Below are 25,019 nucleotides of genomic sequence, written 5' to 3' on the forward strand. Positions count from 1 at the left end.
TTCTTGGTGGGGCGGGTTGTGGTGGGTGGGGGGGGGAAGGGGGAAGACAAAACAAGCCGCCGCGCTCCCCCTCTCCCCCCCCCCCCCCCCCCCGCTGCGACACTCTGAGCGGTCGGCGCCCGAATCAGGCGTCGACCTTCTCCATGACCTCGTCCGAGACGTCGAAGTTGGCGAAGACGTTCTGCACGTCGTCGCTGTCCTCCAGCGCGTCGATCAGCTTGAAGATCTTGCGCGCGCCCTCTTCGTCCAGCTCGACCTGCATGGTCGGCAGGAAGTTGGAGTCGGCCGAGTCGTAGTCGATGCCCGCCTGCTGGAGCGCGGTACGGACCGCGACCATGTCGGTGGCCTCGCTGATGATCTCGAACTGCTCGCCGAGGTCGTTGACCTCTTCCGCGCCCGCCTCGAGCACCGTCTCCAGCACGTCGTCCTCGGACAGCTCGCCCTTGGGCAGCAGGACGACGCCCTTGCGGTTGAACAGGTACGAGACCGAGCCCGGGTCGGCCATCGAACCGCCGTTGCGGGTCATGGCGACCCGCACGTCGGACGCGGCACGGTTGCGGTTGTCGGTGAGGCACTCGATGAGCACCGCGACGCCGTTCGGACCGTAGCCCTCGTACATGATCGTCTCGTAGTCGGCGCCGCCGGCCTCGAGGCCGCCGCCGCGCTTGACCGCGGAGTCGATGTTCTTGTTCGGGACCGAGCTCTTCTTCGCCTTCTGGATGGCGTCGAAAAGGGTCGGGTTGCCATCGATGTCGGCGCCGCCCATACGGGCCGCGACCTCGATGTTCTTGATCAGCTTCGCGAAGAGCTTGCCGCGCTTGGCGTCAACCACGGCCTTCTTGTGCTTCGTCGTAGCCCATTTAGAGTGGCCGGACATCTGCCTGTCTCCTTCGCGTCACCAACAATGTTCGCCTCAGATCCTACCGGGACGCCGTTACAGCCCCGCGCGCACCATGTCGACGAAGTACGCGTGGACCCGGTCGTCGCCCGTGAGCTCCGGGTGGAAGGAGGTGGCGAGGACATTGCCCTGGCGTACGGCGACGGTGTGGCCGTCGTACGTGGCGAGCACCTCGGCGGCTCCGCCGACGGACTCGACCCAGGGTGCGCGGATGAAGACGCCCTCGACGGGGCCGCCCTCGATGCCGGCGAAGTCGACCTGCGCCTCGAAGGACTCGTTCTGCCGGCCGAAGGCGTTGCGGCGCACGATCATGTCGATGCCGCCCAGGGTCTCCTGGTCCTCACGGCCGTCCAGGAGCTTGTCGGCGAGCATGATCATGCCGGCGCAGGTGCCGTAGACCGGCATCCCGGCCCGCACCCGCTCGCGCAGCGGCTCCAGCATGCCGAACAGCACGGCGAGCTTCGACATGGTCGTGGACTCGCCGCCGGGGATCACCAGGGCGTCGACCTCGGCGAGCTCCTCGGGACGCCGGACCGGCCTGGCCACGGCGTCAGCCGAGGCCAGGGCGATCAGGTGTTCCCGTACGTCGCCCTGGAGTGCCAGGACACCAATCACGGGGGTGGTCATGGTGATGACTACCAGCCGCGGTTGGCGTAGCGCTCGGACTCGGGGAGGGTGTCGCAGTTGATGCCGACCATGGCCTCGCCCAGGTTGCGGGAGGCGTCCGCGATGATCTTCGGGTCGTCGTAGAAGGTGGTGGCCTTCACGATGGCGGCGGCACGCTTGGCCGGGTCGCCCGACTTGAAGATGCCGGAGCCGACGAAGACGCCCTCGGCACCGAGCTGGCGCATCAGCGCGGCGTCGGCCGGGGTGGCGACGCCACCGGCGGAGAACAGCACGACCGGGAGCTTGCCGAGCTCGGCAACTTCCTTGACCAGCTCGTACGGGGCGCGCAGCTCCTTGGCGGCGGCGAACAGCTCGTTGTTGTCGTAGCCGCGCAGGCGGGCGATCTCGTTCTTGATCTGGCGCAGGTGACGGACGGCCTCGACCACGTTGCCCGTGCCGGCCTCGCCCTTCGAGCGGATCATGGCCGCGCCCTCGGCGATGCGGCGCAGGGCCTCGCCCAGGTTGGTGGCGCCACAGACGAAGGGGGTGGTGAACGCCCACTTGTCGGAGTGGTTGACCTCGTCGGCCGGGGTCAGGACCTCGGACTCGTCGATGTAGTCGACGCCGAGGGACTGCAGGACCTGGGCCTCGACGAAGTGGCCGATGCGGGACTTCGCCATGACCGGGATGGAGACGGCCTCGATGATCTCTTCGATCATGTTCGGGTCGGACATCCGGGCGACGCCGCCGTCCTTGCGGATGTCGGCGGGGACCCGCTCCAGGGCCATGACGGCCACGGCGCCGGCGTCCTCGGCGATCTTCGCCTGCTCGGCGTTGACCACGTCCATGATCACGCCGCCCTTGAGCTGCTCGGCCATGCCGCGCTTGACGCGGGAGGTGCCGATCGCCGACTCGGCGGACTGCGGGGTGGAGGGAAGCGTGCTCACGGATTGACCTCACTCGAAGGAAGATTCAGGCGCTACTGGCGATCGCCAGGGCGGCCTGGTGGTACGACCTGGTGGTACTGGACCGAGGAAACCTTCTCGACCAGTCCACGGCAAGGGCCAATGTGCAGCCGGTGGCTCCTTGCGATTTGGCCATTGGGTACAAGTTACGGCCGCTCGGCCAGATCCACCGGAGGCTCGTCGTCCATCTCGAAGGCCAGCGGGAACGGTGCGTGGCCCGCGAGCCGGAACCAGCGGACCTTGCGGTGCCGGCGCAGGGCGCGGGCCGCACGGACGGCGTCGTTGAGGAATCGCCGCGCCATCGGCACCCGGCGGACCGCCGCGGCGAGCTCCTCGGTGGCCTCCGCCCCGCCCGGGGCGGCCTTGAGCGCGTCGACCTGCCCGACGTCGGCGAACACCGCGCGCAGTGCCTGGCTGAGCTCGCTCTCGGCGACCTCGCGGTGTTCCTCCTCCGCCTGGCGGGCGGCGTGGGCGGCCTCGTACAGGACGAGGGAGGAGGCGGGGTCCAGCACCCCGGAGGTCGCCACTTCCAGCACCACGGAGGCCCGGCGGACGAGCTGCGCGTCGAGGCCGGCGCGGGCGGCGTCCATCCGGGAGTGCAGCCGGTCGAGCCGGCCGGCGGTCCAACTGAGGTACACCCCGACGAGGCCGAGGCCGAGGGCAATCCAGACAAGGGTTTCGATCACGGGCCGCGACCTTACCTTTGAATGCGCCGCTCGCGCGCCTCGGCCCTCGCGCGCCTCGGCCCTCGCGGGCCTCCCCGGCTTCGCGCCACTGCGCCGGATTCCGTCCGGCGGTGGCCGGGCGGGGTGATCGCCACCCCCGTCCCGGCGCGGGGCCCGGTGGGCGGGTGCGGGCGGGACGGCCCTGCGGGGCGAAGTCCCGCGCAGCGGCACATCCGCAGCCGAGGTCCCGTGTGGGCGGGCCGCACCCAGGCCAGGCGGGACCTCAGGCGAGGCCCGAGCCCGGGCGGGGCCGGAGATCAGGCGGGGCCGGCGCTCGGGCGGGCTCGGGACCGGGGCGACTACCCGTCTCGGGAGAGGCCCAGGCGGGTGCGGAGCGGGACGCGCTCGTCCTCCGCCACCGCCGCCGCGCCGTCGGTCACCGTTTCGTAGACGGCCAGGATGTCCGCCGCCACCGTCGACCAGTCGAAGCGGCGCACGTGGGCCGAGCCGCGGATGCTCAGTTCCTCGCGGCGGGCCGGGTCGCGCAGGAGGGCCACGGCCGAGGCCGCCAGGGAGTCGGGGTCCTCGTTGGAGAACAGCTCCCCCGCCGCCCCCTGGTCCAGGACCTGCGCGAAGGCGTCGAGGTCGGCCGCGAGGACGGCCGCCCCGGCCGAGAGCGCCTCGACCAGGATGATGCCGAAGCTCTCGCCGCCCGTGTTCGGGGCCACGTACACGTCGACGCTGCGCAGCAGCCGCGCCTTGTCCTCGTCCGAGACCATGCCGAGGAACTCGACCCGGGAGCGGAGTCCGGGCGGCAGGGAGGCGACCGCCTCCTCCTCGTCGCCGCGGCCCGCCACCAGGAGGCGTACGTCCGGGCACTGCTCCACGATGCGGGGGAAGGCCGCCATGAGGACCGGCAGGCCCTTGCGCGGTTCGTCGATCCGGCCGATGAAGCCGAGGGTCTGGCCCGACCAGGCCGGGTTCGGGTCGGCCTTGGCGAAGAAGTCCACGTCCACGCCGTTGGGGATGACCACGGCGTCCCCGCCGAGGTGCTCGACCAGGGTGCGCCGCGCGTACTCGCTCACCGCGATCCGGGCGCTGATCTTCTCCAGCGCCGGCTGCAGGATTGGGTACGCCGCGAGCATCGCCCGGGAGCGCGGGTTGGAGGTGTGGAAGGTGGCCACGATCGGGCCCTGCGCCGCCCAGCAGGTCAGCAGCCCCAGCGAGGGGGCCATCGGCTCGTGGATGTGGACCACGTCGAAGACCCCGTCGTGCAGCCAGCGCCGTACGCGGGCCGCCGACAGGAAGCCGAAGTTGAGCCGGGCGACCGAGCCGTTGTACGGCACCGGCACCGCCCGCCCCGCCGACACCACGTAGGGGGGCAGCCCGGTCTCGTCGTCCGACGGGGCCAGGACCGACACCTCGTGGCCGAGGCCGATCAGGTGTTCCGCCAGGTCCCGGATGTGGAACTGGACCCCGCCGGGCACGTCCCAGGAGTACGGGCAGACGATGCCGATCTTCACGCGGAGTGCTCCTCGGGCCGTCCGTCGGTGTCGGTGGTCTGTCGCAGGTCCTCGATCCACAGCCGCTGGAGCATGTGCCAGTCCTGCGGGTGTTCGGCGATGCCCTGCGCGAAGGCGTCGGCGACCGCCTGCGTCATGACGGCCGTCTTCTCCTGCCGGGTGCCGTTCCCGGGCACCTCCACCGGGGGGTGGATCCGGCCGTACATCTTCGGCGCGTCCCCGTAGTACAGGGTGGCCGGGAGCAGGACCGCGCCGGTCTGCTGGGCCAGCAGGGCGGGCCCGGCGGGCATCCGTGCGGCCGAGCCGAAGAAGTCCACTTCCACCCCGGAGGCCGACAGGTCCCGGTCCGCGACCAGGCAGACCAGCCCGCCGGAGCGCAGCCGCCGCGCGAGCGTGCCGAAGGCGGCGCCGCCGTTGTGCGGGAGCACCTCCATGCCCAGGCTCTCGCGGTAGGCGACGAAGCGGTCGTAGAGGGTCTCCGGCTTGAGCCGCTCGGCGACGGTGGTGAAGGGGACTCCGATGTGGGTGACGGCCCAGGCGCCGGCGAGGTCCCAGTTGGCCAGGTGCGGGAGGGCGACGATCACTCCGCGTCCGGAGGCCAGGGCCTCGCGCAGGATGTGGTCGTCCTTCATCTCCACGTCGGAGCTGAATCGTTCCTTGGCCATCGTCGGCAGGCGGAACGACTCCATCCAGTACCGCATGTAGGAGCGCATGCCCTCGTGCGACAGCCCGCGCAGCCGCTCGGGCGTCGCGTCCGGCACCACCCGGGCCAGATTCGACTCCAGGCGCAGCACGCTCTTGCCGCGCCGCTTCCAGACGAAGTCCGCGATCCGCCGGCCGAGGGCCGCCGCGGCCGGCTCGGGCAGCTTCTTGACCCCGGCCCAGCCGAGCCCGTAGAGCCCGTCGACCAGTTTGTCCTGTGCCTTGCCCATCAGGGCGTACCGCCTTCGGAGGGAGCACCCGCGGCAGCGGCGGCGGCGTCGGCCTCGGCCGATTCGCGCCGTACGGTCACCACGCGCTGGATCAGGGTCACGAGCGAGCCCGCCGCGACCACCCACAGCGCGATCGGCAGCAGCAGGCCGATCCACGAGGGGACGCCGAAGGTCTCCAGACCGGACAGGCCGGCGGCGACCAGCGTGATCACCAGGCGTTCGGCGCGCTCGATGAGCCCGTTGACGGCCACCGGCAGGCCGATCGACTCGCCGCGGGCCTTGGTGTACGAGACGACCTGGCCGCTGGCCAGGCAGAAGATGGCGACGGCGCAGAGCGCGTTGTTGTTCCCGGAACCCGCGTACCAGAGCGCGAGTCCGCCGAAGATCGCCGCGTCCGCCACCCGGTCGAGGGTGGAGTCGAGGAACGCGCCCCACCGGCTGGAGACGCCGGCCTGACGGGCCATGTTCCCGTCCACCAGGTCGGAGAAGACGAAGAGCGTGATGGTGATCGTGCCCCAGAACAACTCGCCCATGGGGAAGAAGACCAGGGCTCCGGCCACCACTCCGGCCGTGCCGATGAGGGTGACCGCGTCGGGACTCACTCCCATCCGGAGCAGAAAAGCGGCGAATGGCGTGAGAACACGCGTGAAGAATGCACGCGCGTACTTGTTCAGCATGGCCTTCCCGGAGGGTCGCTGGGCCGCACGGCCACCACGGCCACCGGCTGGCCCATCGTAGCCAGGGCCCCGGGCCATCGGCGCCGCGCACCCACCGGTTCACACGACGCGGGCCGTTCTCGGGCCGTTCTCGGGCCGTTCGCCACGTTCCGGGCGCCCGTCCAGCGGCTCCCCGCGGATCCGGCCGGGCCCCGCCCCGCCGGATCCGGCCGTGCGCCGACGCGCCCCGCCCGGTCCCTCCGTGCCCTGCGGTTCCCGCGGTTCCGGTACGACGTATGGACGGGGTGTGACGGCAGTGCAAAGCTCGAAGGAGGCCTTGGAGGCCTTTTTCCCCTTCATCCCCTCCAATCGGGAGGCACGAGCATCGTGGGAGCCGCATCACACCAATCCGGAGCCGCCGGCAGAGCACCGACGGCCGACCGCCCCGCGTCCGTACGGAACGTCGTGCTGGTCGGCCACAGCGGATCCGGCAAGACCACCCTGGTCGAAGCCCTGGCCCTGACCGCCGGCGCGGTGAACCGGGCCGGGCGCGTCGAGGACGGCGCCACCGTCTCCGACTACGACGAGATCGAGCACCGCCGCCAGCGCTCGATCCAGCTCTCCCTGGTCCCCGTGGAGTGGGCCGGAATCAAGATCAACATCTTGGACACCCCCGGTTACGCCGACTTCGTCGGAGAGCTCCGGGCCGGACTGCGCGCCGCCGACGCGGCCCTCTTCGTGATCTCGGCAGCCGAGGACGGCGACGGGCTCTCCGGAGCCACCCGGATGGTCTGGGACGAATGCGCCGCCGTCGGCATGCCGCGCGCGATCGTCGTGACCCACCTGGAAGCCGCCCGCGCCGACTACACGCAGATGACCACGGTGTGCGGCGACGCCTTCGGAGCGGACGACCCCGATGCCGTGCGCCCGCTCTACCTGCCCCTGCACGGCCCCGCCGCCCCCGACGGCCACGCCCCGGTGGCCGGACTGCTCGGGCTGCTCTCCCAGCGCGTCTACGACTACACCTCCGGCGACCGCGTCGAACGCGACCCGGACCCCGGCGAGCTCGCCCTGATCACCGACGCCCGCGCCCGGCTGATCGAGGGGATCATCGCCGAGAGCGAGGACGAGACCCTCATGGACCGCTACCTCGGCGGCGAGGAGATCGACCTCAAGACCCTGGTCGACGATCTGGAGCGCGCCGTGGCCCGCGGCACCTTCCACCCCGTCCTGATGGCCGCCCCCGCCGCCGACGGCGCCCGCAAGGGCCTGGGCACCGTGGAACTCCTCGAACTGATCACCGGCGGCTTCCCCACCCCGCTGGAGCGCGCGCCCGTCAACGTCACCACACCCGACGGCACGGCCCGCCCCGCGGTCACCTGCGATCCGGACGGGCCGCTCGTCGCCGAGGTGGTGAAGACCTCCTCCGACCCCTACGTCGGCCGCGTCTCGCTCGTCCGCGTCTTCTCCGGCACCCTGCGCCCCGACGAAACGGTGCACGTGAGCGGTCACGGGCTGACCGACCGCGGGCACGAGGACCACGATGTCGACGAGCGGATCGGCGCCCTGACCTCCCCCTTCGGCAAACAGCAGCGCACCCTCTCCCACTGCATCGCCGGCGATCTGGCCTGCGTGGCCAAACTCACCCGCGCCGAGACCGGCGACACCCTCTCCGCCAAGGACCGGCCCCTCCTGATGGAGGCCTGGTCCATGCCCGACCCGCTCCTCCCCCTCGCCATCGAGGCCCACAGCAAGGCCGACGAGGACAAGCTCTCCCAGGGGCTGGCCCGGCTGGTCGCCGAGGACCCGACCATGCGGCTCGAGCAGAACCCGCACACCCACCAGCTCGTCCTGTGGTGCCTCGGCGAAGCCCATCAGGACCTCGCCCTCGACCGGCTGCGCACCCGGTACGGGGTCCAGGTCGACCCGGTCCCGCACAAAGTCAGCCTCCGCGAGACCTTCGGCGCCAAGGCCGGCGGCCGTGGACGGCACGTCAAACAGTCCGGCGGGCACGGCCAGTTCGCCATCTGCGAGATCGAGGTGGAGCCGCTGCCGCCGGGCACCGGCATCGAGTTCGTCGACAAGGTCGTCGGCGGAGCCGTGCCGCGCCAGTTCATCCCGTCCGTGGAGAAGGGCGTCCGCGCGCAGGCCGCCCGGGGGCTCGCGGCCGGCTACCCGCTGGTCGACGTACGCATCACCCTGCTCGACGGCAAGGCCCACTCCGTGGACTCCTCCGACGCCGCCTTCCAGACCGCGGGCGCCCTCGCCCTGCGCGAAGCCGCCGCCGGGGCCTCGGTCCGGCTGCTCGAGCCGGTCGCCGAGCTGGCCGTGCTCGTACCCGACGAGTACGTCGGCCCCGTCATGAGCGACCTCGCCGGCCGCCGGGGCCGCGTCGTCGGAACGGACGCCGCGGGCGCCGGCCGCACCCGGGTCCTCGCCGAGATCCCCGAGATCGAGATCGGCCGGTACGCCGTCGAACTGCGCTCCGTATCGCACGGCACGGGGCAGTTCAGCCGTACGTACGCGCGCCACGAGCCGATGCCACCGCAGATAGCGGACAAGCTGCGCGAACAGTCAGAGAAGGGAAGTCAACTGACATAGCGTCACCCTGACCGCCCACCCAACCCGCTTGCGGTGGGCGGTATTTGGCCGTCCCATGACCACGGGGAGGAATCGGCCGATAGGCTCGTCCGCGCGTGAGGCGGGCAGGCCGAAGGGGTAGACCAAAGCGGGTGGGCCCAGCGGGTGGGCCCGGCGCGCAGGGCGGGAACGCCTCACCGGGGACACCCCCGGAGCGGGCGGCATCGCGGGCAGGCCCGCACACGAGGCACACGAGTACGACGCACAGCGATGGGGGCAGCGGTGGCGGACGACGGATTCGACTTCAGGCCCGGGGCACAGATCCCACTCCAGGGCGGCGGCGGCCAGACCGCCGCGACCAACGCCCTCGCTTCCGCCGCCTACCGGGACGGCGGGCGCGACACCAAGCTGGAAGAGATACTCAAGGCCAACAACGAGTACCACGAGTCCGTCGTCAAACCGGCCAAAATTTCCCTGCTCGCGCCCAATCTCGGCGAGGCCTTCTGCCGCGCCGTCGAGGCACGCACCATCCCGCCCACCCGCAAGCCCCTGATCCAGTCCTTCGGCGCCGACCCGCAGACCGTCGTCGAGCACTGCCTGGCCGCCTCCCGCATCCGCAAGGAGCGCGACCGCAAGCTCCGCCTGATCATGCTCGTCTGCGGGGTCGTGTTCCTCCCCGGCCTGCTGCTGTGGCTCGGCCTGTTCTGGGCCCGCAAGGCTCTGGCGGGCTCCAAGGCCAAGCGGGCCTCCTGGATGGGCACGGCGCTCCTCGTCGGCGTGGGCCTGGTGGTCGCCGTGCTCATGTTCCGGCTCCCGGTGACCGGCTTCCTGGGCCTCTACGTCCGCGCCATGGTCATCGCCCCGGTCGCCGGCTGGTTCCTCGCCCGCCGGCTCTGCGAGGCCACCGCGGAAGACCTGCGCTCCCGCTGGGACGGGCTCCTCGCGGGCGGCGGCGGGGTGGCCGCCAAGATCCCGGAGGCCGTCCCCGGCAACCCCGACGAGAAGGCCCGCGAGGACCTGCGCCACTCGCTGGCCAAGCTCACCGCCGAGGACCGCAGCAATGCCGTCTTCTACGCCGGCCCCAAGGGCATCCTCGGCATGGGCACCCGCTGGGGCAGCTGGCAGATGGCCGAGGAGCTCGCCCCCAAGAACGAGGGCCACGAGATCCACCCGTTCCGCAGCTGGGACGTCATACGCGCGATCGACACCCAGCTGCGCAAGCTGGAGCGCGGCCCCCTGCACACCGGTGGCCTCCCGCCCGCCGCCATCCAGCACTGGATCGTCAGCCCCGTCGGCGAGGGTGCCAAGGAAGTGGCCCGCCCCAGCGGAGCGGACGTGGACACCTTCCTGGTCAAGCCGCACGAGATCACCCGGATCTGCAACGAGCAGCAGTTCAGCGCCGGCAACCGGCACTACCTCGGCATCCAGTACCCGCTCTGGGACGGCCAGCTCGTGATCACCATGCTGGTCACGGTCACCGTGCTCTACAAGACCCTGCGCGTGGAGGTCACCGGGCACGCGCTCGGCCCGGTGCACGGCCTGTTCACCACCAAATCGGCGGCGCCGGTGGACGAGGTCGCCAAGTCCGTGCGCTTCTGGGAGACCGTGGAGCTCAAGCGACCCGTGGTCGACACGAGCGAGGTCGTACGCCTCGCCGTGCGCGCGCCGTTGACCTGGTACCCGCCGCTCCTGGACTTCCTGGGCGGCAAGCTCGTCCTCCCGGAACCCTTCGGCGTCCGCCACGTCTGGGCCGGCCAGCCGTGGCGCCACCGCTTCATGGCGGACGACGCGATGCGCGCCGCGACCCCGGTCCTGCGGGCGGTGCACACCGCCGCGATGCGGGTCCTGGAGGAGAACGGCGTCGACACCGAACGCTTCACCAACCGCTCGATGATCGTCAGCGGTCTGGTCCAGGACGCCGCACCGCGCAAGGCGGACGTCTACGACGCGTGAGCCCCGGCCCACCGGCGGGCCCCATCGGGTGGGGCCTGCCGGTGGTCTCGGCCGAGGGCCCAGCCGGTGGCCTCAGTCGATGGGCCCAGCCGGTCGTCTCAGCCGGTCGTCTCAGCCGGTCGTCTCAGCCCGTGGGCCAGGAGTCGGCGAGCATCTGGCGGGTGTCCGCGAGGAGTTGGGGCAGCACCTTGGTGTGTCCCACGACCGGCATGAAGTTCGTGTCCCCGCCCCAGCGGGGCACGATGTGCTGGTGCAGGTGCGCGGCGATGCCGGCGCCGGCGGCCTGGCCCTGGTTCATGCCGATGTTGAACCCGTGCGCACCGGAGGCCTTGCGCAGCGCGACCATCGCCCGCTTCGTCAGGTCGGCCAGTTCGAGGGTCTCGGCGCCGTCCAGGTCCGTGTAGTCGGCGACGTGCCGGTACGGCACGACCATCAGGTGGCCGCCGTTGTACGGGTAGAGGTTCAGCACGGCGTAGACGTGCTTGCCCCGGGCCACGACCAGTCCGTCCTGGTCGGACATGTCCGGAATCCCGCAGAAGGGACAGCCGTCCCCGGCCTCCGGCCCGGTCGGCTTGTTCTCCCCCTGGATGTAGGCCATCCGGTGGGGCGTCCACAGACGCTGGAACGCGTCCTGCGTGCCCACACCGATCTGCTGCTCCGGCTCAATCGTCATGGGATGCAGCATATGACCTTGCCCCCGAGCGGCGTGTCGCCGGGGCGAACACCGGTGTGCGGGACGCGATGCTGGCCCCATGAACCCTGCACCCGAGACCGGCGATCAGGCCTGGGAGCGCCGGACGGAGCTGCCGCTGTTCTACGCCTCCCTGCTCTTCCTCGCCTCCTACGCCGTCTCCGTACTGGCCTACCGGGCCCACCCCCTGTGGCGGGACATCGGCCTCGTCGTGGTCGCACTGACCTGGGCCTGCTTCATCGTGGACTACCTGGCCCGGCTGATCCTGAGCCGCATGCCGCCGCTGCGCTTCGTCCGCGTGCACTGGCTGGACACCCTGATCGTGCTGCTGCCGATGCTGCGGCCGCTGCGCATGGTCAAGGTCCACGACGCGATCCAGGCCAGGCAGAAGCGCCCGCGCCAGGGACTGTACGCGCGGGTGATGTCGTACGCCGGCCTGTCGGCCGGGCTGCTCGGGCTCGCGGGCGCCCTCGGCGTCTACCACTTCGAGCGCCGGGCCCCGAACGGCACGATCCACACCTTCGGGGACGCGGTGTGGTGGGTGTGCGAGACGCTGACCACCGTGGGCTACGGGGACATGGCCCCGGTCACCCCGATGGGTCGGATCATCGCGGCGTTCCTGATGGCGGGCGGTCTGGCGCTGCTGGGCGCGGTGACGGGCTCCTTCTCGTCCTGGATGCTCCACGTGTTCCGGCGCGGGGACGAGGAGGAGCCCCCGGGGACCTGAGGTCCCCGGGGGCTCCGGGCCGTCATGCGGCGGTCACGGCCGCCGCCCGCGGTCACACCTGGACGCGGCGCTCCACGACGTCGACGAGCTTCGCCAGCGCCTGGTCGCGCGGGACGCCGTTCTCCTGCGAACCGTCGCGGTAGCGGAAGGAGACGGTGCCCGCGGCCATGTCCTCGTCACCGACGATGATCATGAAGGGGACCTTCAGCTTCTGCTGGTTGCGGATCTTCTTCTGCATGCGGTCGGAGGAGGCGTCCACCTCGACGCGCAGGCCCTTCTTCTTCGCCTCGGCGGCGAACTCCTGCAGGTACTCGATGTGCGAGTCGCCGATCGGGATGCCGACCGCCTGGACCGGGGCGAGCCACGGCGGCATGACGCCCGCGTAGTGCTCCAGCAGGACGGCGAAGAAGCGCTCGATGGAACCGAACAGCGCACGGTGGATCATGACCGGCCGCTGCTTGGTGCCGTCGGGGCCGGTGTACTCCAGGTTGAAGCGCTCCGGCAGGTTGAAGTCGAGCTGCACGGTCGACATCTGCCAGGTGCGGCCGATCGCGTCACGGCACTGGACCGAGATCTTCGGGCCGTAGAACGCGGCGCCGCCCGGGTCCGGGACCAGGGGCAGGCCCTGCTTCTCGGCGACCTGCTGGAGGGTGGCGGTGGCCTCCTCCCAGATCTCGTCCGAGCCGACGAACTTCTCCGGGTCCTTGGTCGACAGCTCCAGGTAGAAGTCGGTCAGACCGTAGTCGCGGAGCAGGTTCAGCACGAAGGTCAGGGTGCGGTCGAGCTCCTCCGCCATCTGCTCCTTGGTGCAGTAGATGTGCGCGTCGTCCTGGGTGAAACCGCGCGAGCGGGTCAGGCCGTGCACGACGCCGGACTTCTCGTACCGGTACACGGTGCCGAACTCGAAGAGGCGCAGCGGAAGTTCGCGGTAGGAGCGGCCGCGCGCGTCGAAGATCAGGTTGTGCATCGGGCAGTTCATGGGCTTGAGGTAGTAGTCGGTACCACCGTCGAGCTGCATGGGGGGGTACATGCCCTCCGCGTACCAGTCCAGGTGGCCGCTCTTCTCGAAGAGGGTGCCCTTGGTGGCGTGCGGGGTGTAGACGAACTCGTAGCCCTCTTCCTCGTGCCGCTTGCGCGAGTAGTCCTCCATGGTGCGGCGGATGACGCCGCCACGGGGGTGGAAGACGGCCAGGCCGGAGCCGATCTCGTCCTGTACGGAGAACAGGTCGAGCTCGGTGCCGAGCTTGCGGTGGTCGCGCTTCTCGGCCTCCACGAGGAAGTCGAGGTGGGCCTTCAGCTCCTCCTTCGAGGGCCACGCGGTGCCGTAGATGCGCTGGAGCATCGGGTTCTTCTCGCTGCCGCGCCAGTAGGCGGCGGCGTTGCGCATCAGCTTGAACGCCGGGATGTTGCGGGTGGTCGGCAGGTGGGGGCCCCGGCAGAGGTCCTTCCAGCACAGGTCGCCGGTCTTGGCGTCGAAGTTGTCGTAGATGGTCAGCTCGCCGCCGCCCACCTCGACGTTCGCGCCGTCGTCGGTCGATGCCGAACCCTTGATGCCGATGAGCTCCAGCTTGTAGGGCTCGTTCGCCAGCTCCTCGCGGGCGGCCTCGTCGGTGACGACGCGGCGGGCGAAGCGCTGGCCGCGCTTCTGGATCTCCTGCATCTTCTTCTCGATGGCCTTGAGGTCATCGGGGGTGAAGGGCTTCACGACGTCGAAGTCGTAGTAGAAGCCGTCCCGGACCGGCGGGCCGATGCCCAGCTTGGCCTCGGGGAACAGCTCCTGCACGGCCTGCGCCATGACGTGCGCGGTGGAGTGGCGCAGGATGTCGAGGCCGTCCGGGGAGGAGATCTCCACGGGCTCGACGGTCTCGCCGTCCTTCACCTCGTACGCGAGGTCCTTCAGCTCACCTGCGATGCGCGCGGCGACGATGGTGCGCTCGCCGGCGAAGAGCTCTGCCGCCGTAGTGCCCGTGGCCACCACGCGCTCGTCCCGCTCGGAATCGCGTTGGATGAACACACGGACGTCTGACACCGGTCTCTCCTGACTCAGGGGGTGCGCGAGCGAACACTGCGCGCCTGAATCGTACCGAGCGGATGGGCTGCGCCGCTAAACGGTTAGGGCCGGCCCCCGCCGGGCCTTGCGGACACGGCCTGACCGGGCCTGCGGGTCGGAGTCCCCCACCCGCCCTTCGCCCGTTCCCCGGGGCCGCGCAGCGGCACATCCAGCCCGTCCGGCGTTTGAGGACCGGGTCCGGGCAGAGCCCGGGGAACGGCGGAAGGGCGGGTAGGGGACAACTCCGCGCAGCGTTCCGGGGGCGCCGACGCGTCAGTCGTCCGACGGCAGGGCGTCCCCCGCGTCGAGGGACTCGTCCAGGGACTTCATCAGCCGGTCCCGCTCGACCTCGTCCAGCGGGACCGGACGGACATCCGCGGCGTCCGTCAGGCGGCGGAAGCCGCCCCGGCGCTGCAGGCGGCCGCTGACCCGGATCGGCAGTCCGACCAGGTGTGCGTGGCCCGCCACCCGGTACGACTCCTCGTCGAGCGCCACCCGGACGTACGGGATCTCCGCCCCGGCGAGGACCCGCAGCCGAACCGTGCCCCCGCCGCCGGGGGCCGAGCGGCGCATCCGGACCACCGCGCCCGCCACCCGGACCGGTACCGCCGGCTCGTCCCGCGTGTAGCGCGCGGCCGCCTCGCGGAGCACCGGGAGGTCGCCGGGCGAGAACTCCACCGGCTCCGGCCGGGCGGCGCATCCCGCCGGGACCCCCGCCGCCGGGGCCCACGCGAGGGCCACCCTGGCTCCCTCCGAGCCGTGGACCAGCGAGATGAGCGCCTCGGCCAGTTCCCGGCTGACTCCGGCCTCGACCGCCGCGTCGAAGGCTTCCATGCCGCCGGTGGCCCGCCGGTAGTCCACGGCCTCGCGGGCGGCGTGCAGCGCGTGGTGCAGCCGGGTCACGATGCCCCGGCCCCCGTCGACGGGGACGTACGCGGTCAGCCGCCGCCCGCCCGGGGCCGGCCCCACCAGGACCCCCTCCAGCGCCCGCTCCGCCTGGCCCCGGTGCCGGGCTCCGTAGTACCCGGCCCGCGCCCGGTCGGCCAGGGCCCCGGCGAGGAGCAGCTGCCGGGCGGCCGAGCGGAGCTGTTCCTGGACCGTCCAGTCGGCCTCGCCGTGGAGCCCGTACGCCCCTCGCGGGATCTCGCGGTCCCAGCGGATCTCGTCGCTCGGCACGCTGAGCCCGTACAGCACCTCGCGCGCCGACGGCAGTGCGCTGCGCGAGAGCGCGGTGAGCGCCTCTTCGAGCAGGTCCGCGCAGTCGGGGAAGGCCCGGCTCTCGGGGACGAGGAGGCTGGTGCCGCCGCTGCCCGTGGCGTGCGGGGCGGGCGGCGTCCAGCGCCCGTACCGTCCGGCGGCGCCGCCGCGGCGCAGCCAGCCGTGCCGGTGCAGCAGCGCGCCGAGCACGAGCGGGTCGATCTGCGCGGGATCGGGGGCGCCCGCGGCGAACTCCTGTGGGGAGAGCGGCTCCAGGTGCGGTGACTGCCAGTTCATCAGGGTGTCCCTCCCGACCCGACCCGGGTCATGATCTCGCAGAGCGCCCGGTCGTCGAAGATCCGCGTGGTCGGGATCCGTACGGTGGTCCGGCGCCGGCCGGTCACGGGGTGTCCGGCGAGATTGGTCCAGTAGCAGCAGTGCCGCAGGTCGAGCCGGTCGTGTCCGGCGCTCAGCCATTGGTCGCGTTCCCGCGGGACGAGCATCACGACGAGGATCTTGTGCACGGCGACCGGGCTGCGGGCCAGCTTCACCAGGTGCTCGTTGTCGAGGGTGAAGCCGAAGGTGGGCCCGGCCGGTCTGGGCGGTATCTGGTAGGTCGCCTTGAGCTGGACCTTGATGGTCACCTCGTCGTCGATGACGTGCTCGGGGGCGCCGTGGCTGACGTGCCAGTCGATGCCGTTGTCGGGAAAGGGCTGGGACAGCGAGCAGCCCGCCGCGGCGACGACGGCGTGCAGGTATCCCACCTGGAGGGTCTCCATGCAGGCGGTGGTGGCGAGCGTGCCGCGCAGCGGTCCGCTCCGCGGGTCGGTCCGCGGATCGATCTGCCCCGCGAGCACCCCGCCCGGTTCGGGCTGCGCGAGCGCCATGGCCGGCTCCCCATGCCTTCCGGGCTGTCCCGTTCGCACGCGGCCGTGCCGGGCCGCGTCAGGTACGTGTCAGGGTGTCGGGGTTGACGACCGGTCATGTGTGCGGTCCCCCAGTTGAGTTGTCTCCGCAGTCGGCGGCCCGCAAACGGCGTACGGGGCAAAGAGCCCGGGTATCACCGTTTCGGGCAAGGGTGGCGGGGCCTGGGGCGCGGTGCCCGGGAGGGGCCATCTGCCGACGGGTGACGAGGAGTTCGCCATGACACGCTGGTATGAGGGCCCGCTGGCCGCATTCGACACGGAGACGACCGGGGTGGACGTGGAACGGGACCGGATCGTGTCCGCCGCGCTCATCGTGCAGGAGTGCGCGGGCGGCCGGATCCGCTCGACGCGCTGGCTGGTCAATCCCGGCATCCCGGTACCTCCGGGGGCCACGGAAGTGCACGGTCTGACCGATGAGCACCTCCAGCGCAACGGGCGGTGGCCCGCGCCGGTGGTGGAGGAGATAGCCCGCGCGCTCGGGGAGCAGCAGGTGGCGGGGAGGCCGGTGGTGGTGATGAACGCGCCGTTCGACCTGACGCTGCTGGACCGGGAGTTGCGCCGGCACCGGGCGTCCTCACTGTCCCGGTACCTGGACAACCGACCGCTGACGGTGCTGGATCCGCGGGTGCTGGACAAGCATCTGGACCGCTACCGCAAGGGGCGCCGGACGCTGACGGATCTGTGCGCGCACTACGGGATAGAGCTGGAGGGGGCCCATGACGCGGGCGCGGACGCGCTGGCGTCCCTGGAGCTCGTACGGGCCGTGGGGCGCCGGTTCGCGGGCCGGCTGGAGCGGCTGTCGCCGGCGGAGCTGCACACGCTCCAGCAGGTGTGGCACGCGGCGCAGGCGCGGGGGCTCCAGGCGTGGTTCGCCCGGCAGGGCACTCCGGAGTCGGTGGATCCGCACTGGCCGCTGCGGCCGGAGCTGCCCGCGGCGGCGTGAGGACCCGCACGGAGGGGCCCCGTACATGGCACGGAGGGGCCCGTACATGCGGAAGGCCGGTCCGTCATAAGACGGACCGGCCTGTCCCGGTGGGCGATACTGGGATCGAACCAGTGACCCCTTCGGTGTGAACGAAGTGCTCTCCCGCTGAGCTAATCGCCCGGGAACGGTGTGAACAATACAGAAGGCCCGGGGCTGGTTCAAACCGCTTCCGGCTCGGCCGCCAGATGTGCGGCGAGTCCGCGCCGCCCGGCCCGCATCATCAGGGTGTGGTTGAGCCGGAACACCGGCCGCCCTGGGAAGGCGAGCACCCGCATGAGGGGGCGGCGCACCTCGACCTCCTGCTCGTACAGGGCCCGTGTGCCGCCGGACCGCGGTCGTACGGTCCAGCGCGCCCAGCCCTCCAGATCGCCGAGCAGGGCGACCTCCAGGATCCCGCGCACGGGGTCCCGCAGGAGTTCGGCCACGCCCACGCGCAGGGTGTACGGGAGGGCGGAGCGGATGAGGGCGGTGCCGCTGCTCCCGTCTCCGGCGGGGGCGACGGCCCGGATCTGGGGCCACCACAGGGGATAGGACTCGGGGCGTTCCAGGGCGGCGTAGACGCGGGCAGGTGCCGCGTCGAGGTCCCACACGCTGCGGAAGCGGTAACGGGTCCACCGGCCACCGGGGTTGGCGGGAGCGGCGCGGCTGCTGCCCGGCGCGCCGCTTCGGCTGCTTGGGTCCATGTCCCCAGTCTTGCGCGCGGCGGTGGCGCACACCCGGTACTCAGCAGGAACTCACCAGGAGATGAGTACGCGCACCCATGTCCTGACGGGGTGACGGGCGCCACACTCCGAACCATGGACAACCCCCTGCCGCCGGCCGAGGAGCTCGTGCTCATCGACCGCGAACTGATCCAACTCGACGCCCGGCGCCACTTCCTGCTCACGCGCCGGGCATGGCTGCTGGCCGCCCAGGCCCCCCATGCGTGGGGTTCGCAGGCCCGGCCGAAGGCGTCCGCGCAGACGCCGCAGGCCGCGCAGGCCACGGAGGCCTCGGCCCCGAGTGCGCAGAACGTGCTGCTGGTCCTGGGCGCGGTGCTGCTGGCCGTCGCGGCGCTGGCGTTCACGCTGGTCAGCTGGGGCTCCCTCGGGATCGCCGGGCGCAGCGCGGTGCTCACCGTGGTGACGGTGGTGGCGCTGGGCGCGCCGGTGGCGCTGCTGCGCCGGGGGCTGCGCTCGACCGCCGAGGCGGTGGCCGCCGTCGGCCTGCTGCTGACGGTGCTGGACGCGTACGCGCTGTACGCCGTCGGCATGCCGGAGGTGGACGGCACGGCGTACGCGGCGGGCGCGGCCGCGGTACTGGCCGCGGGCTGGGCCGCGTACGGCTGGATGCCCGCCGCGCGGGCGCTGCGGGCCCCCTTGCCGGCGGCGCTGCTGACGGCGCAGCTCCCGTTGCCGCTGGCGGCGCTGGCCGGCGGGGCGACGGGTCCGGAGCTGGGCTGGGCGCTGCTGGCGACGGCGGCCCTGGACGCGGGGCTCGCGCTGGTCCGTCCGGGGCGCTGGTCCTCCTGGGCGGGCGTGGCGGGCTCGGTGATGGCCGGGGCGGCGCTGCTGACGGGTCTGGCGGATTCGGTAGGGGCGGAGTCGGCCGGCGCGGCCCTGGCCCCGTCGGCGCTGCTGGCGGCTGTCGCCGTGCTGGCGCTGGCGGTGGCGTGGCGCACCTCCCGGATGGCGGTGGCGTTCGCGACGGCGGGCGCCCTCGCGGTGGTGGCCGCCCTGGGCGGCCTGGCGGCGCCGGAGCTGCGTCCGCCCTGGGCCGCGGTCGGGTACCTGGTCGTGGCCCTGGCCCTGCTGGGGGCGCTACGGGTCTCCGCGCTCCCGGAGCCGGTCCGGCGCGGCCTCGCCCTGGCCGGTGCGGGGGTGGCCGTCCTGGAGGCGGTCACCGCCCTGGCCTGGGTGGCGACGGTGCTGGTGGGCCGGCTTCGGGTGCTGGAGGAGGTCTGGTCGGTGACGACGCCGGCCGCGACTCCCGCCGCGGCGGCCGGGAACGGCCCGGGGCTCGCTCCGCTGGTGGCGCTGCTGCTGACCGCCGGGGCCGCGTGGTGGCTGGTCCGGGTGCTCCCGGGGCGCCGGGAGCCGGGGGTGGCCGCGGTGGTCCTGGGCTGGGCGGCGCTGTTCACGGCGCCCGTGGTGCTGGACCCGGCCCCGGGGGCGGTCTTCGCGGCCCAGGTCGCGGTGACGCTGGCGGCGGGACTGCTCGCGCTGCGGTCCACGGCGGTGGCGGTCGCCTCCGCGAAGGCCGCCACGGCGGCGGACGGCACCCAGGCGGGCTCCGGGACCGCGCCCGCCGGCGGCGGCGTCCCCGCGGGCTCCGGGACCGCGGCGGGCGCCCCGCGCGGCTTCGCGGGGATGGCCGCGGGTGCCTGCGCGCTGGCGGGGGCCCTGAGCGTGTCCGTGGCGGCCCTGGACGGGCGACTGGCCACCTTCGGGGTGCTCGGCGTGCTGGGGGCCGCCTGCGCGGCGGGGGCGGCGTACCGGCCCGCTCCGGCGTGGGCCCGCGAGGGGGCGGCGGCGCTCGCCGTCGGGTACGCGGCACTGCTCGCGGTGGCCCTGGGCGCACTGCTGGAGCGGCCGGTGGCCTGGTGGGCGCCGCCCGTGCTGCTGGTCCCGGCGGCGGTGGCGGCGCTCGGGCCGCGGCTGGGCCCCGTACGGGTCCCGGCGGAGGCCGCGGCGGCCGCTTCCGGCCTCCTCGCGGTGGCTCTGGCCACCGGGGACGCTCCGGTGCTCGCACTGGTCCTGGCGCTGGCCGGGGTGGTGTGCGCGGCGGCGGCGGTGCGGCCCGAGCGCCGGTCGGCGGCGGGCTGGCCGGCCGGCGCGCTGTTCCTGGCCGCGACCTGGGTACGGCTCGCGGCTTCGGAGGTGACGATGCCCGAGGCGTACACCCTGCCGGTGACGGCGGCGGCGCTGGCCGTGGGGTTCCTGCGGCGGCGCCGTGACCCGCTGACCGGGTCCTGGACGGCGTACGGCCCGGGTCTGGCGGCGACCCTGCTGCCGAGCACCCTCGCGGTGTGGGGCGATCCGCACTGGCTGCGGCCGCTGCTGCTGGGGACGGCCGCGCTCGCGGTGACCCTGGCCGGTGCCCGCGGCCGGCTCCGGGCCCCGCTGCTGCTGGGCGGGGCGACGCTGGCGGCGGTGGCCCTGCACGAGCTGACCCCGTACGTGGTCCAGGTGGTGGACGCCCTGCCGCGCTGGCTGCCGCCGGCCCTGGCGGGGGTGCTGCTGCTGGTGGTGGGGGCCACCTACGAGAAGCGGCTGCGCGACGCCCGCCGACTGCGCGACGCCATCGGCCGACTGAGGTAACCCGGGGGCCCGGAACCGGGGCCGGACGGGTGAAAACGCCAGAGGCCCGGAGACTGTGAAAGTCTCCGGGCCTCTGGTCCGGGTGGGCGATACTGGGTTCGAACCAGTGACCCCTTCGGTGTGAACGAAGTGCTCTCCCACTGAGCTAATCGCCCGGACGCACCGCAAACATTACCGCATGTCAGCGGTGCTCTCCGCCATGGGCGGGCGGGCTCACTGGTCCTTGAGGTTCCACGGCAGGACGAGCCCGTACTTCCACAGGTAGAAGCCGATCAGGACGCCCGCGATCGCGAGCCCGACGCTGGTCAGGATGATGTTGCGGCGGCGGACCTTCGGGTCCAGGGCCTTCTGCGTGGCTTCGCTGACCTTGCGCTTGGTCCAGCGCAGCGCGAAGTGGGCCCAGGCGAATTCGGTGGCCCAGATCGCGAGGCCCGCGAAGATCGCCACCCAGCCCGGGCCGGGCAGCACCAGCATGGCGACGCCGGCGCCGACGACGGCGAGGCCGACGACGAAGACGCCGACCTGCCAGCTCAGGTGCAGGCCCCGGCGGGCCTTGATGAAGTCCGGCGCCTTGGAGACATGGAAGACCTTCGGCTCCCCTTCGGCAGCGGCGGACTCGTTGGCGGACTCGTTGGTCTCGCGGTCACTCCCCGTGTTCATGGAGTCGAATCTACCGGAGGTCCCAGCACACGTGAATGGTCGTTTGGATCCGCCGTCCGAGGGACCCAGAGGTCCGCAAAACGGTCAGAGGGGTTTACAACGGCACCGTAGGTGGCATGTCGATTTCGCCGACGTGCGAATCCCCGAGCGCACACTGAGCGAAAGGCCCTGGCGCTTATGAACACCACGGTCAGCTGCGAGCTGCACCTGCGCCTCGTTGTGTCGAGCGAGTCCTCACTGCCTGTTCCCGCGGGCCTGCGGTATGACACGGCCGATCCCTACGCCGTGCACGCCACCTTCCACACCGGCGCGGAGGAGACGGTCGAATGGGTATTCGCCCGCGACCTCCTCGCCGAGGGCCTTCACCGGCCCACCGGTACCGGCGACGTCCGTGTCTGGCCGTCCCGCAGTCACGGTCAGGGAGTCGTCTGCATCGCCCTGAGCTCACCGGAGGGAGAAGCGCTGCTCGAAGCACCCGCCCGAGCACTGGAGTCGTTCCTCAAGCGGACGGACGCCGCGGTTCCACCAGGAACCGAACACCGGCACTTCGACCTCGACAAGGAGCTCTCCCACATCCTGGCCGAATCCTGAGCCAGGCCCACAGAGGGAACCCTCCCCCGGCTGAGTCCGGGGGCCGCACGACACCGTCCGACTCGGGGCGACGGTGCACGGCGGACAACCACATACGGAAGTGCCGGCGCTGTTCACGCGGGAGCCATCCGCGCGGACGGCGCCGGTGCGCTTTGGGGGCGACCCGCTAGAGTCGGCCAGCGGCGGCGGCAGCAGACCGTCATCGCAGGCCCGGCCCTTCAGGGAGACCCCGTGCAGATCCCCCACGACACCCGTCGCGCGCTCGACGTCGTCGTCGCGCTGGTGAACACCTCTGCCGAGACGGAGCAGCCCGACGCGCTGGCGGACGTGAACGCGCTGCGCGAGTTCGTCCACGAGTACGCGATCAGCGACGTCGGCGAGCTCAGCGCCCGCGACCTCGCCGGCGTGCGCGCCGTGCGCGGCAAATTCGCCCAGGTCTTCGCGGCGCCGAACTCCCGCGTGGCCTCCGTACTGATCAACGAGCTGGTCGCGACGGCCGGGACCACCCCGCAGCTGACCAACCACGACGGCTACGACTGGCACGTGCACTACTTCGCCCCGGGCGCCTCGGTGGGCGACCACCTGGCGGCCGACGGCGGCATGGCGCTGGCCTTCATCGTGGTCTCGGGCGAGCAGGAGCGGCTGCGCCGCTGCGAGGCCCCGGACTGCCGGCGGGCCTTCGTCGACCTGTCCCGCAACCGCTCCCGGCGCTACTGCGACAGCCGTACCTGCGGGAACCGGCTGCACGTGGCGGCGTACCGGGCCCGGCGCAAATCGGAGCTGGGCACGGAGCCGGGCTCAGAGCAGGAAGAGATCGTGCACGGCGGCGACCAGCAGCAGGACGCCGATCACGCCTAGGAAGATCATCAGGGGTGGCTGGGAGAGCGCGAAGAGGCAGCCTCTCGGCTCCTCGGCGACGGGGACGGTGGCCGGCGCGGGAACGGCCGGCTCACCCGATGATGTGTCGAGCATGTCGGGGCGATGATGGCCCAGCGAACCCGCGCGCGCCGCTCAACACGCCAGACGGAACGCACGAGTTCACCGGATCCCGTCAGATCAGGCGGTTCCCGTACCAGATCGCCCCGACGTCATATGCCGTGCTTCTTGAGGATCGCCTCGATGTCGGAGAAGTCCTCGGCGGGGGCTGCGGCCGGCGTCGGCCGCGGGCGGGCGCCGTCACCCAGCGAGGGTGCGGAAGCGGCCGGTGCGACGGCCTCCTGGGCCGGGCGGCCCTTGGCGGCCTTGGGCCTCTTCTGCTTCCCCTCGCCCTCCCCCGCGCCCGCTCCGCGCCGCTCTATCGCGCGGGTGGTCGTGAAGAGCAGCCAGGCCAGTCCCAGCACGGCGAACCCGGCCCAGACGGTCGGCTTGAAGACGATTCCGGTCGCCCAGGCAACGACGCCGGTCATCACCAGGCCGACGGGCACCAGCGAGTACGCCGCGATCCGCGTGGCCGCGAGGAATCGCTTGCGGTAGGCGGTCAGCGCGGCGATGCCCAGGCCCGCCGCGGACACCGCGGAGCAAATGGTCTCGGCGAGCATGCGGGGCCTCCAAGGGCGGATCGGTCGGTCGTACCCGGCCGGCGGGCCGGGCGTTCTGTCCCCATCCATCCTGCACCGGCGACCCTCGCCCTGGCCACGGCCGGAGCCCCCGGCGGGCGGATCTCCGGGACATCTCCGGGTCCCGTCTCCTCCCGAGGTCCCGGTCCGTGCTCGTCCCGGCGGGCTGGGAGACTGTCCGCATGACCGATTCCGTGATCCTCGACGTCTGGTGCGAACTTCAGTGCCCGGACTGCCACAGCGCTCTGGACGACGTGCGCGCCCTGCGGGCCCGCTACGGCGACCGGCTGGACATCCGGCTGCGCCACTTCCCGCTGGAGAAGCACAAGCACGCCTTCGCCGCCGCGCAGGCAGCGGAGGAGGCCGCCGAGCAGGGCCAGGGCTGGCCGTACGTGGAGGCCGTACTGGCCCGGACCGCGGAGCTCGGCAAGGCCGGCGAGCCGGTACTCGTTGAAATCGCGCGCGAACTGGGTCTGGACGCCGAGGAGTTCGACACCGCCCTGATCGACGGCCGGCACATCCTGATCGTGGACGCCGACCAGGCCGAGGGCAAGGCGATCGGCGTGACCGGCACCCCGACGTACGTGATCGGCGGAGAGCGCCTCGACGGCGGCAAGAGCCAGGACGGCCTGCGCGAGCGCATCGAGGAGATCGCCGACCGTCTGCTCGCAGAGACGGCCTAGATGCAGAGACGGCCTAGATCAGGTCCTTGGCGTAGTTGACGTCGGTCGCCCGGTAGCCGAGGGACTCGTAGAGCCGCACGGCCGGGACGTTGTCGCTGAAGACGTGCAGCGCGAGCACCCGGTGACCGGCGGCCAGGGCGGTGCGCTCCGCGAGGAGCATCAGGTCCCGGCCGTGGCCACGGCCCCGGTGTTCCTCGGCGACCGCGACGTCGTAGACGTACGAATCCCCGCGGTTCGGCGCGACCCATACGGTGCCGACGGGGACGCCGGCCGCCTCCAGTACGGAGATGCTGATGCCCGGGGTCGCCAGGCCCAGGGGCAGCATGGCCGCGTGGTCGTTCTCCGACTTCGTGTGCGCGGCGGCGGCCGACATGCCGCGGCTGATCCAGTTCTGCGCGTACTCCTCCCGGGCCGCCGCGAGCCAGGCCTCGAACTCGGCCTCCGTCATCGGGCGGCCCGCGACCCCCTCGGAGAGGGCGGGCGGCTCGGCCGGGAGTTCCTTGGCCATGTTGCGGCTGTACTCGGCGTACCCGAGGGCGGCGGCCAGGCGCAGGCCGCCCGCCGACCCGGCCGGGACCGACACGCGGACCCGCCGGCAGCCCCAGCCGCGCAGTACTTCCTCGGCGGCGAGCGCGGCGACCGTGGCGCGGCCGCGCCGGCGGTCGGGCTCCTCGACGGCGAGTTCGCGGATCTCGGCGACCGTCGGCCCGAAGGGGGTGTCGGCGGCGAGCAGCAGGGCGCCGACGCGCCTGCTGTTGACGCGGATCTCGTACGGGCGCGAGCGCGCCCCGCCGGTGCTCTGCTGAAGCGGCCCGCTCGGCCGCAGGGTGGTGGTCATCAATCGAGTTCTACCCGCCCTGCGGCCCGATGGACAGC

Annotated in this window: 24 protein-coding genes and 2 tRNA genes; 8 read left to right on the forward strand and 18 right to left on the reverse strand. The window is 72.4% G+C overall.

Annotated features, from left to right (window positions below; genetic code table 11):
* Nucleotides 1–124 precede the first annotated feature (124 nt).
* From ACFWBW_RS26595 to pgsA, 7 genes are all read right to left on the reverse strand, one after another.
* Nucleotides 125–877: a YebC/PmpR family DNA-binding transcriptional regulator gene (locus ACFWBW_RS26595; protein WP_243334244.1), complete on the reverse strand. Its 753-nt coding sequence runs from the start codon at nucleotides 875–877 to the stop codon at nucleotides 125–127.
* Nucleotides 878–934: 57 nt separating this feature from the next.
* Nucleotides 935–1,525 carry a pyridoxal 5'-phosphate synthase glutaminase subunit PdxT gene (gene pdxT / locus ACFWBW_RS26600; protein ID WP_250744713.1) on the reverse strand — a complete coding sequence of 197 codons (591 nt, stop codon included), beginning with the start codon at nucleotides 1,523–1,525 and terminating at the stop codon, nucleotides 935–937.
* Nucleotides 1,526–1,533: 8 nt separating this feature from the next.
* A complete protein-coding gene (gene pdxS / locus ACFWBW_RS26605; protein ID WP_030294529.1) occupies nucleotides 1,534–2,451 on the reverse strand; it encodes a pyridoxal 5'-phosphate synthase lyase subunit PdxS in 918 nt (305 codons plus the stop codon).
* A 164-nt stretch (nucleotides 2,452–2,615) separates the two neighbouring features.
* Nucleotides 2,616–3,155, reverse strand: coding sequence for a hypothetical protein (locus ACFWBW_RS26610; protein ID WP_266910343.1), 540 nt, complete (start codon nucleotides 3,153–3,155; stop codon nucleotides 2,616–2,618).
* Between the two features lie 338 nt (nucleotides 3,156–3,493).
* On the reverse strand, nucleotides 3,494–4,657 hold the full coding sequence (locus tag ACFWBW_RS26615) for a glycosyltransferase family 4 protein (protein WP_385377085.1): 1,164 nt from the start codon (nucleotides 4,655–4,657) through the stop codon (nucleotides 3,494–3,496).
* Entirely contained in the window at nucleotides 4,654–5,589 is a 936-nt protein-coding gene (locus ACFWBW_RS26620) for a phosphatidylinositol mannoside acyltransferase (RefSeq protein WP_385377088.1), read from the reverse strand. Before ACFWBW_RS26620 ends, ACFWBW_RS26615 begins: the two co-directional genes overlap by 4 nt.
* Nucleotides 5,589–6,266, reverse strand: a complete 678-nt coding sequence (gene pgsA / locus ACFWBW_RS26625) for a phosphatidylinositol phosphate synthase (RefSeq protein WP_385377091.1) — start codon at nucleotides 6,264–6,266, stop codon at nucleotides 5,589–5,591. Before pgsA ends, ACFWBW_RS26620 begins: the two co-directional genes overlap by 1 nt.
* Nucleotides 6,267–6,632: 366 nt before the next feature.
* On the opposite strand from pgsA, the gene ACFWBW_RS26630 reads away from it, so the two are divergent.
* Together ACFWBW_RS26630 and ACFWBW_RS26635 are read left to right on the forward strand one after the other, a co-directional pair.
* Nucleotides 6,633–8,846, forward strand: a complete 2,214-nt coding sequence (locus tag ACFWBW_RS26630; protein WP_385377094.1) for an elongation factor G-like protein EF-G2 — start codon at nucleotides 6,633–6,635, stop codon at nucleotides 8,844–8,846.
* 261 nt (nucleotides 8,847–9,107) lie between these two features.
* Nucleotides 9,108–10,778 carry a hypothetical protein gene (locus tag ACFWBW_RS26635; RefSeq protein WP_385377097.1) on the forward strand — a complete coding sequence of 557 codons (1,671 nt, stop codon included), beginning with the start codon at nucleotides 9,108–9,110 and terminating at the stop codon, nucleotides 10,776–10,778.
* A 124-nt stretch (nucleotides 10,779–10,902) separates the two neighbouring features.
* On the opposite strand, the gene ACFWBW_RS26640 is transcribed toward ACFWBW_RS26635, so the two are convergent.
* Nucleotides 10,903–11,463, reverse strand: a complete 561-nt coding sequence (locus tag ACFWBW_RS26640; protein ID WP_385377099.1) for an HIT family protein — start codon at nucleotides 11,461–11,463, stop codon at nucleotides 10,903–10,905.
* 67 nt (nucleotides 11,464–11,530) lie between these two features.
* Between ACFWBW_RS26640 and ACFWBW_RS26645 the strand changes: the two genes are divergently transcribed.
* Complete coding sequence (locus ACFWBW_RS26645) at nucleotides 11,531–12,196, forward strand: potassium channel family protein (protein WP_385377102.1); 666 nt, start codon at nucleotides 11,531–11,533, stop codon at nucleotides 12,194–12,196.
* Nucleotides 12,197–12,248: 52 nt separating this feature from the next.
* Here the strand turns inward: ACFWBW_RS26645 and thrS are convergent, their stop codons facing one another.
* From thrS to ACFWBW_RS26660, 3 genes are all read right to left on the reverse strand, one after another.
* Nucleotides 12,249–14,225 (reverse strand): threonine--tRNA ligase, encoded by a 1,977-nt coding sequence (gene thrS / locus ACFWBW_RS26650; RefSeq protein ID WP_385377104.1) that lies wholly within the window; start codon nucleotides 14,223–14,225, stop codon nucleotides 12,249–12,251.
* Nucleotides 14,226–14,519: 294 nt separating this feature from the next.
* Nucleotides 14,520–15,740 carry a hypothetical protein gene (locus tag ACFWBW_RS26655; protein ID WP_385377107.1) on the reverse strand — a complete coding sequence of 407 codons (1,221 nt, stop codon included), beginning with the start codon at nucleotides 15,738–15,740 and terminating at the stop codon, nucleotides 14,520–14,522.
* Complete coding sequence (locus ACFWBW_RS26660) at nucleotides 15,740–16,330, reverse strand: DUF4365 domain-containing protein (protein ID WP_266876553.1); 591 nt, start codon at nucleotides 16,328–16,330, stop codon at nucleotides 15,740–15,742. The genes ACFWBW_RS26655 and ACFWBW_RS26660 overlap by 1 nt, the downstream gene beginning before the upstream one ends.
* 256 nt (nucleotides 16,331–16,586) lie before the next feature.
* On the opposite strand from ACFWBW_RS26660, the gene ACFWBW_RS26665 reads away from it, so the two are divergent.
* Complete coding sequence (locus ACFWBW_RS26665) at nucleotides 16,587–17,312, forward strand: 3'-5' exonuclease (protein ID WP_383955010.1); 726 nt, start codon at nucleotides 16,587–16,589, stop codon at nucleotides 17,310–17,312.
* Nucleotides 17,313–17,402: 90 nt separating this feature from the next.
* Here the strand turns inward: ACFWBW_RS26665 and ACFWBW_RS26670 are convergent.
* Nucleotides 17,403–17,474, reverse strand: a tRNA-Val gene (locus ACFWBW_RS26670).
* A gap of 38 nt (nucleotides 17,475–17,512) precedes the next feature.
* A complete protein-coding gene (locus ACFWBW_RS26675; RefSeq protein ID WP_385377111.1) occupies nucleotides 17,513–18,037 on the reverse strand; it encodes an SRPBCC family protein in 525 nt (174 codons plus the stop codon).
* A gap of 114 nt (nucleotides 18,038–18,151) precedes the next feature.
* Between ACFWBW_RS26675 and ACFWBW_RS26680 the strand changes: the two genes are divergently transcribed.
* Entirely contained in the window at nucleotides 18,152–20,653 is a 2,502-nt protein-coding gene (locus ACFWBW_RS26680; protein ID WP_385377114.1) for an SCO7613 C-terminal domain-containing membrane protein, read from the forward strand.
* Between the two features lie 83 nt (nucleotides 20,654–20,736).
* Here the strand turns inward: ACFWBW_RS26680 and ACFWBW_RS26685 are convergent.
* Nucleotides 20,737–20,808: transfer RNA gene (locus ACFWBW_RS26685), tRNA-Val, on the reverse strand.
* Nucleotides 20,809–20,866: 58 nt separating this feature from the next.
* A complete protein-coding gene (locus ACFWBW_RS26690; protein WP_385377117.1) occupies nucleotides 20,867–21,313 on the reverse strand; it encodes a TIGR02611 family protein in 447 nt (148 codons plus the stop codon).
* Nucleotides 21,314–21,490: 177 nt separating this feature from the next.
* Between ACFWBW_RS26690 and ACFWBW_RS26695 the strand changes: the two genes are divergently transcribed.
* Together ACFWBW_RS26695 and ACFWBW_RS26700 are read left to right on the forward strand one after the other, a co-directional pair.
* Nucleotides 21,491–21,904, forward strand: a complete 414-nt coding sequence (locus tag ACFWBW_RS26695) for an SsgA family sporulation/cell division regulator (protein ID WP_030011909.1) — start codon at nucleotides 21,491–21,493, stop codon at nucleotides 21,902–21,904.
* A 231-nt stretch (nucleotides 21,905–22,135) separates the two neighbouring features.
* Complete coding sequence (locus ACFWBW_RS26700) at nucleotides 22,136–22,762, forward strand: CGNR zinc finger domain-containing protein (protein ID WP_385377119.1); 627 nt, start codon at nucleotides 22,136–22,138, stop codon at nucleotides 22,760–22,762.
* Here the strand turns inward: ACFWBW_RS26700 and ACFWBW_RS26705 are convergent.
* Together ACFWBW_RS26705 and ACFWBW_RS26710 are read right to left on the reverse strand one after the other, a co-directional pair.
* Entirely contained in the window at nucleotides 22,703–22,876 is a 174-nt protein-coding gene (locus ACFWBW_RS26705) for a hypothetical protein (protein ID WP_385377122.1), read from the reverse strand. The genes ACFWBW_RS26700 and ACFWBW_RS26705 overlap by 60 nt on opposite strands.
* A gap of 116 nt (nucleotides 22,877–22,992) precedes the next feature.
* A complete protein-coding gene (locus ACFWBW_RS26710) occupies nucleotides 22,993–23,442 on the reverse strand; it encodes a hypothetical protein (protein ID WP_385377125.1) in 450 nt (149 codons plus the stop codon).
* A gap of 200 nt (nucleotides 23,443–23,642) precedes the next feature.
* On the opposite strand from ACFWBW_RS26710, the gene ACFWBW_RS26715 reads away from it, so the two are divergent.
* Nucleotides 23,643–24,143, forward strand: a complete 501-nt coding sequence (locus ACFWBW_RS26715) for a DsbA family protein (protein WP_385377128.1) — start codon at nucleotides 23,643–23,645, stop codon at nucleotides 24,141–24,143.
* A gap of 13 nt (nucleotides 24,144–24,156) precedes the next feature.
* On the opposite strand, the gene ACFWBW_RS26720 is transcribed toward ACFWBW_RS26715, so the two are convergent.
* Nucleotides 24,157–24,981: a GNAT family N-acetyltransferase gene (locus tag ACFWBW_RS26720; protein ID WP_385377131.1), complete on the reverse strand. Its 825-nt coding sequence runs from the start codon at nucleotides 24,979–24,981 to the stop codon at nucleotides 24,157–24,159.
* Nucleotides 24,982–25,019 lie beyond the last annotated feature (38 nt).

This window comes from Streptomyces sp. NPDC059957 (assembly GCF_042730015.1).
Classification (GTDB): Bacteria; Actinomycetota; Actinomycetes; order Streptomycetales; family Streptomycetaceae; genus Streptomyces.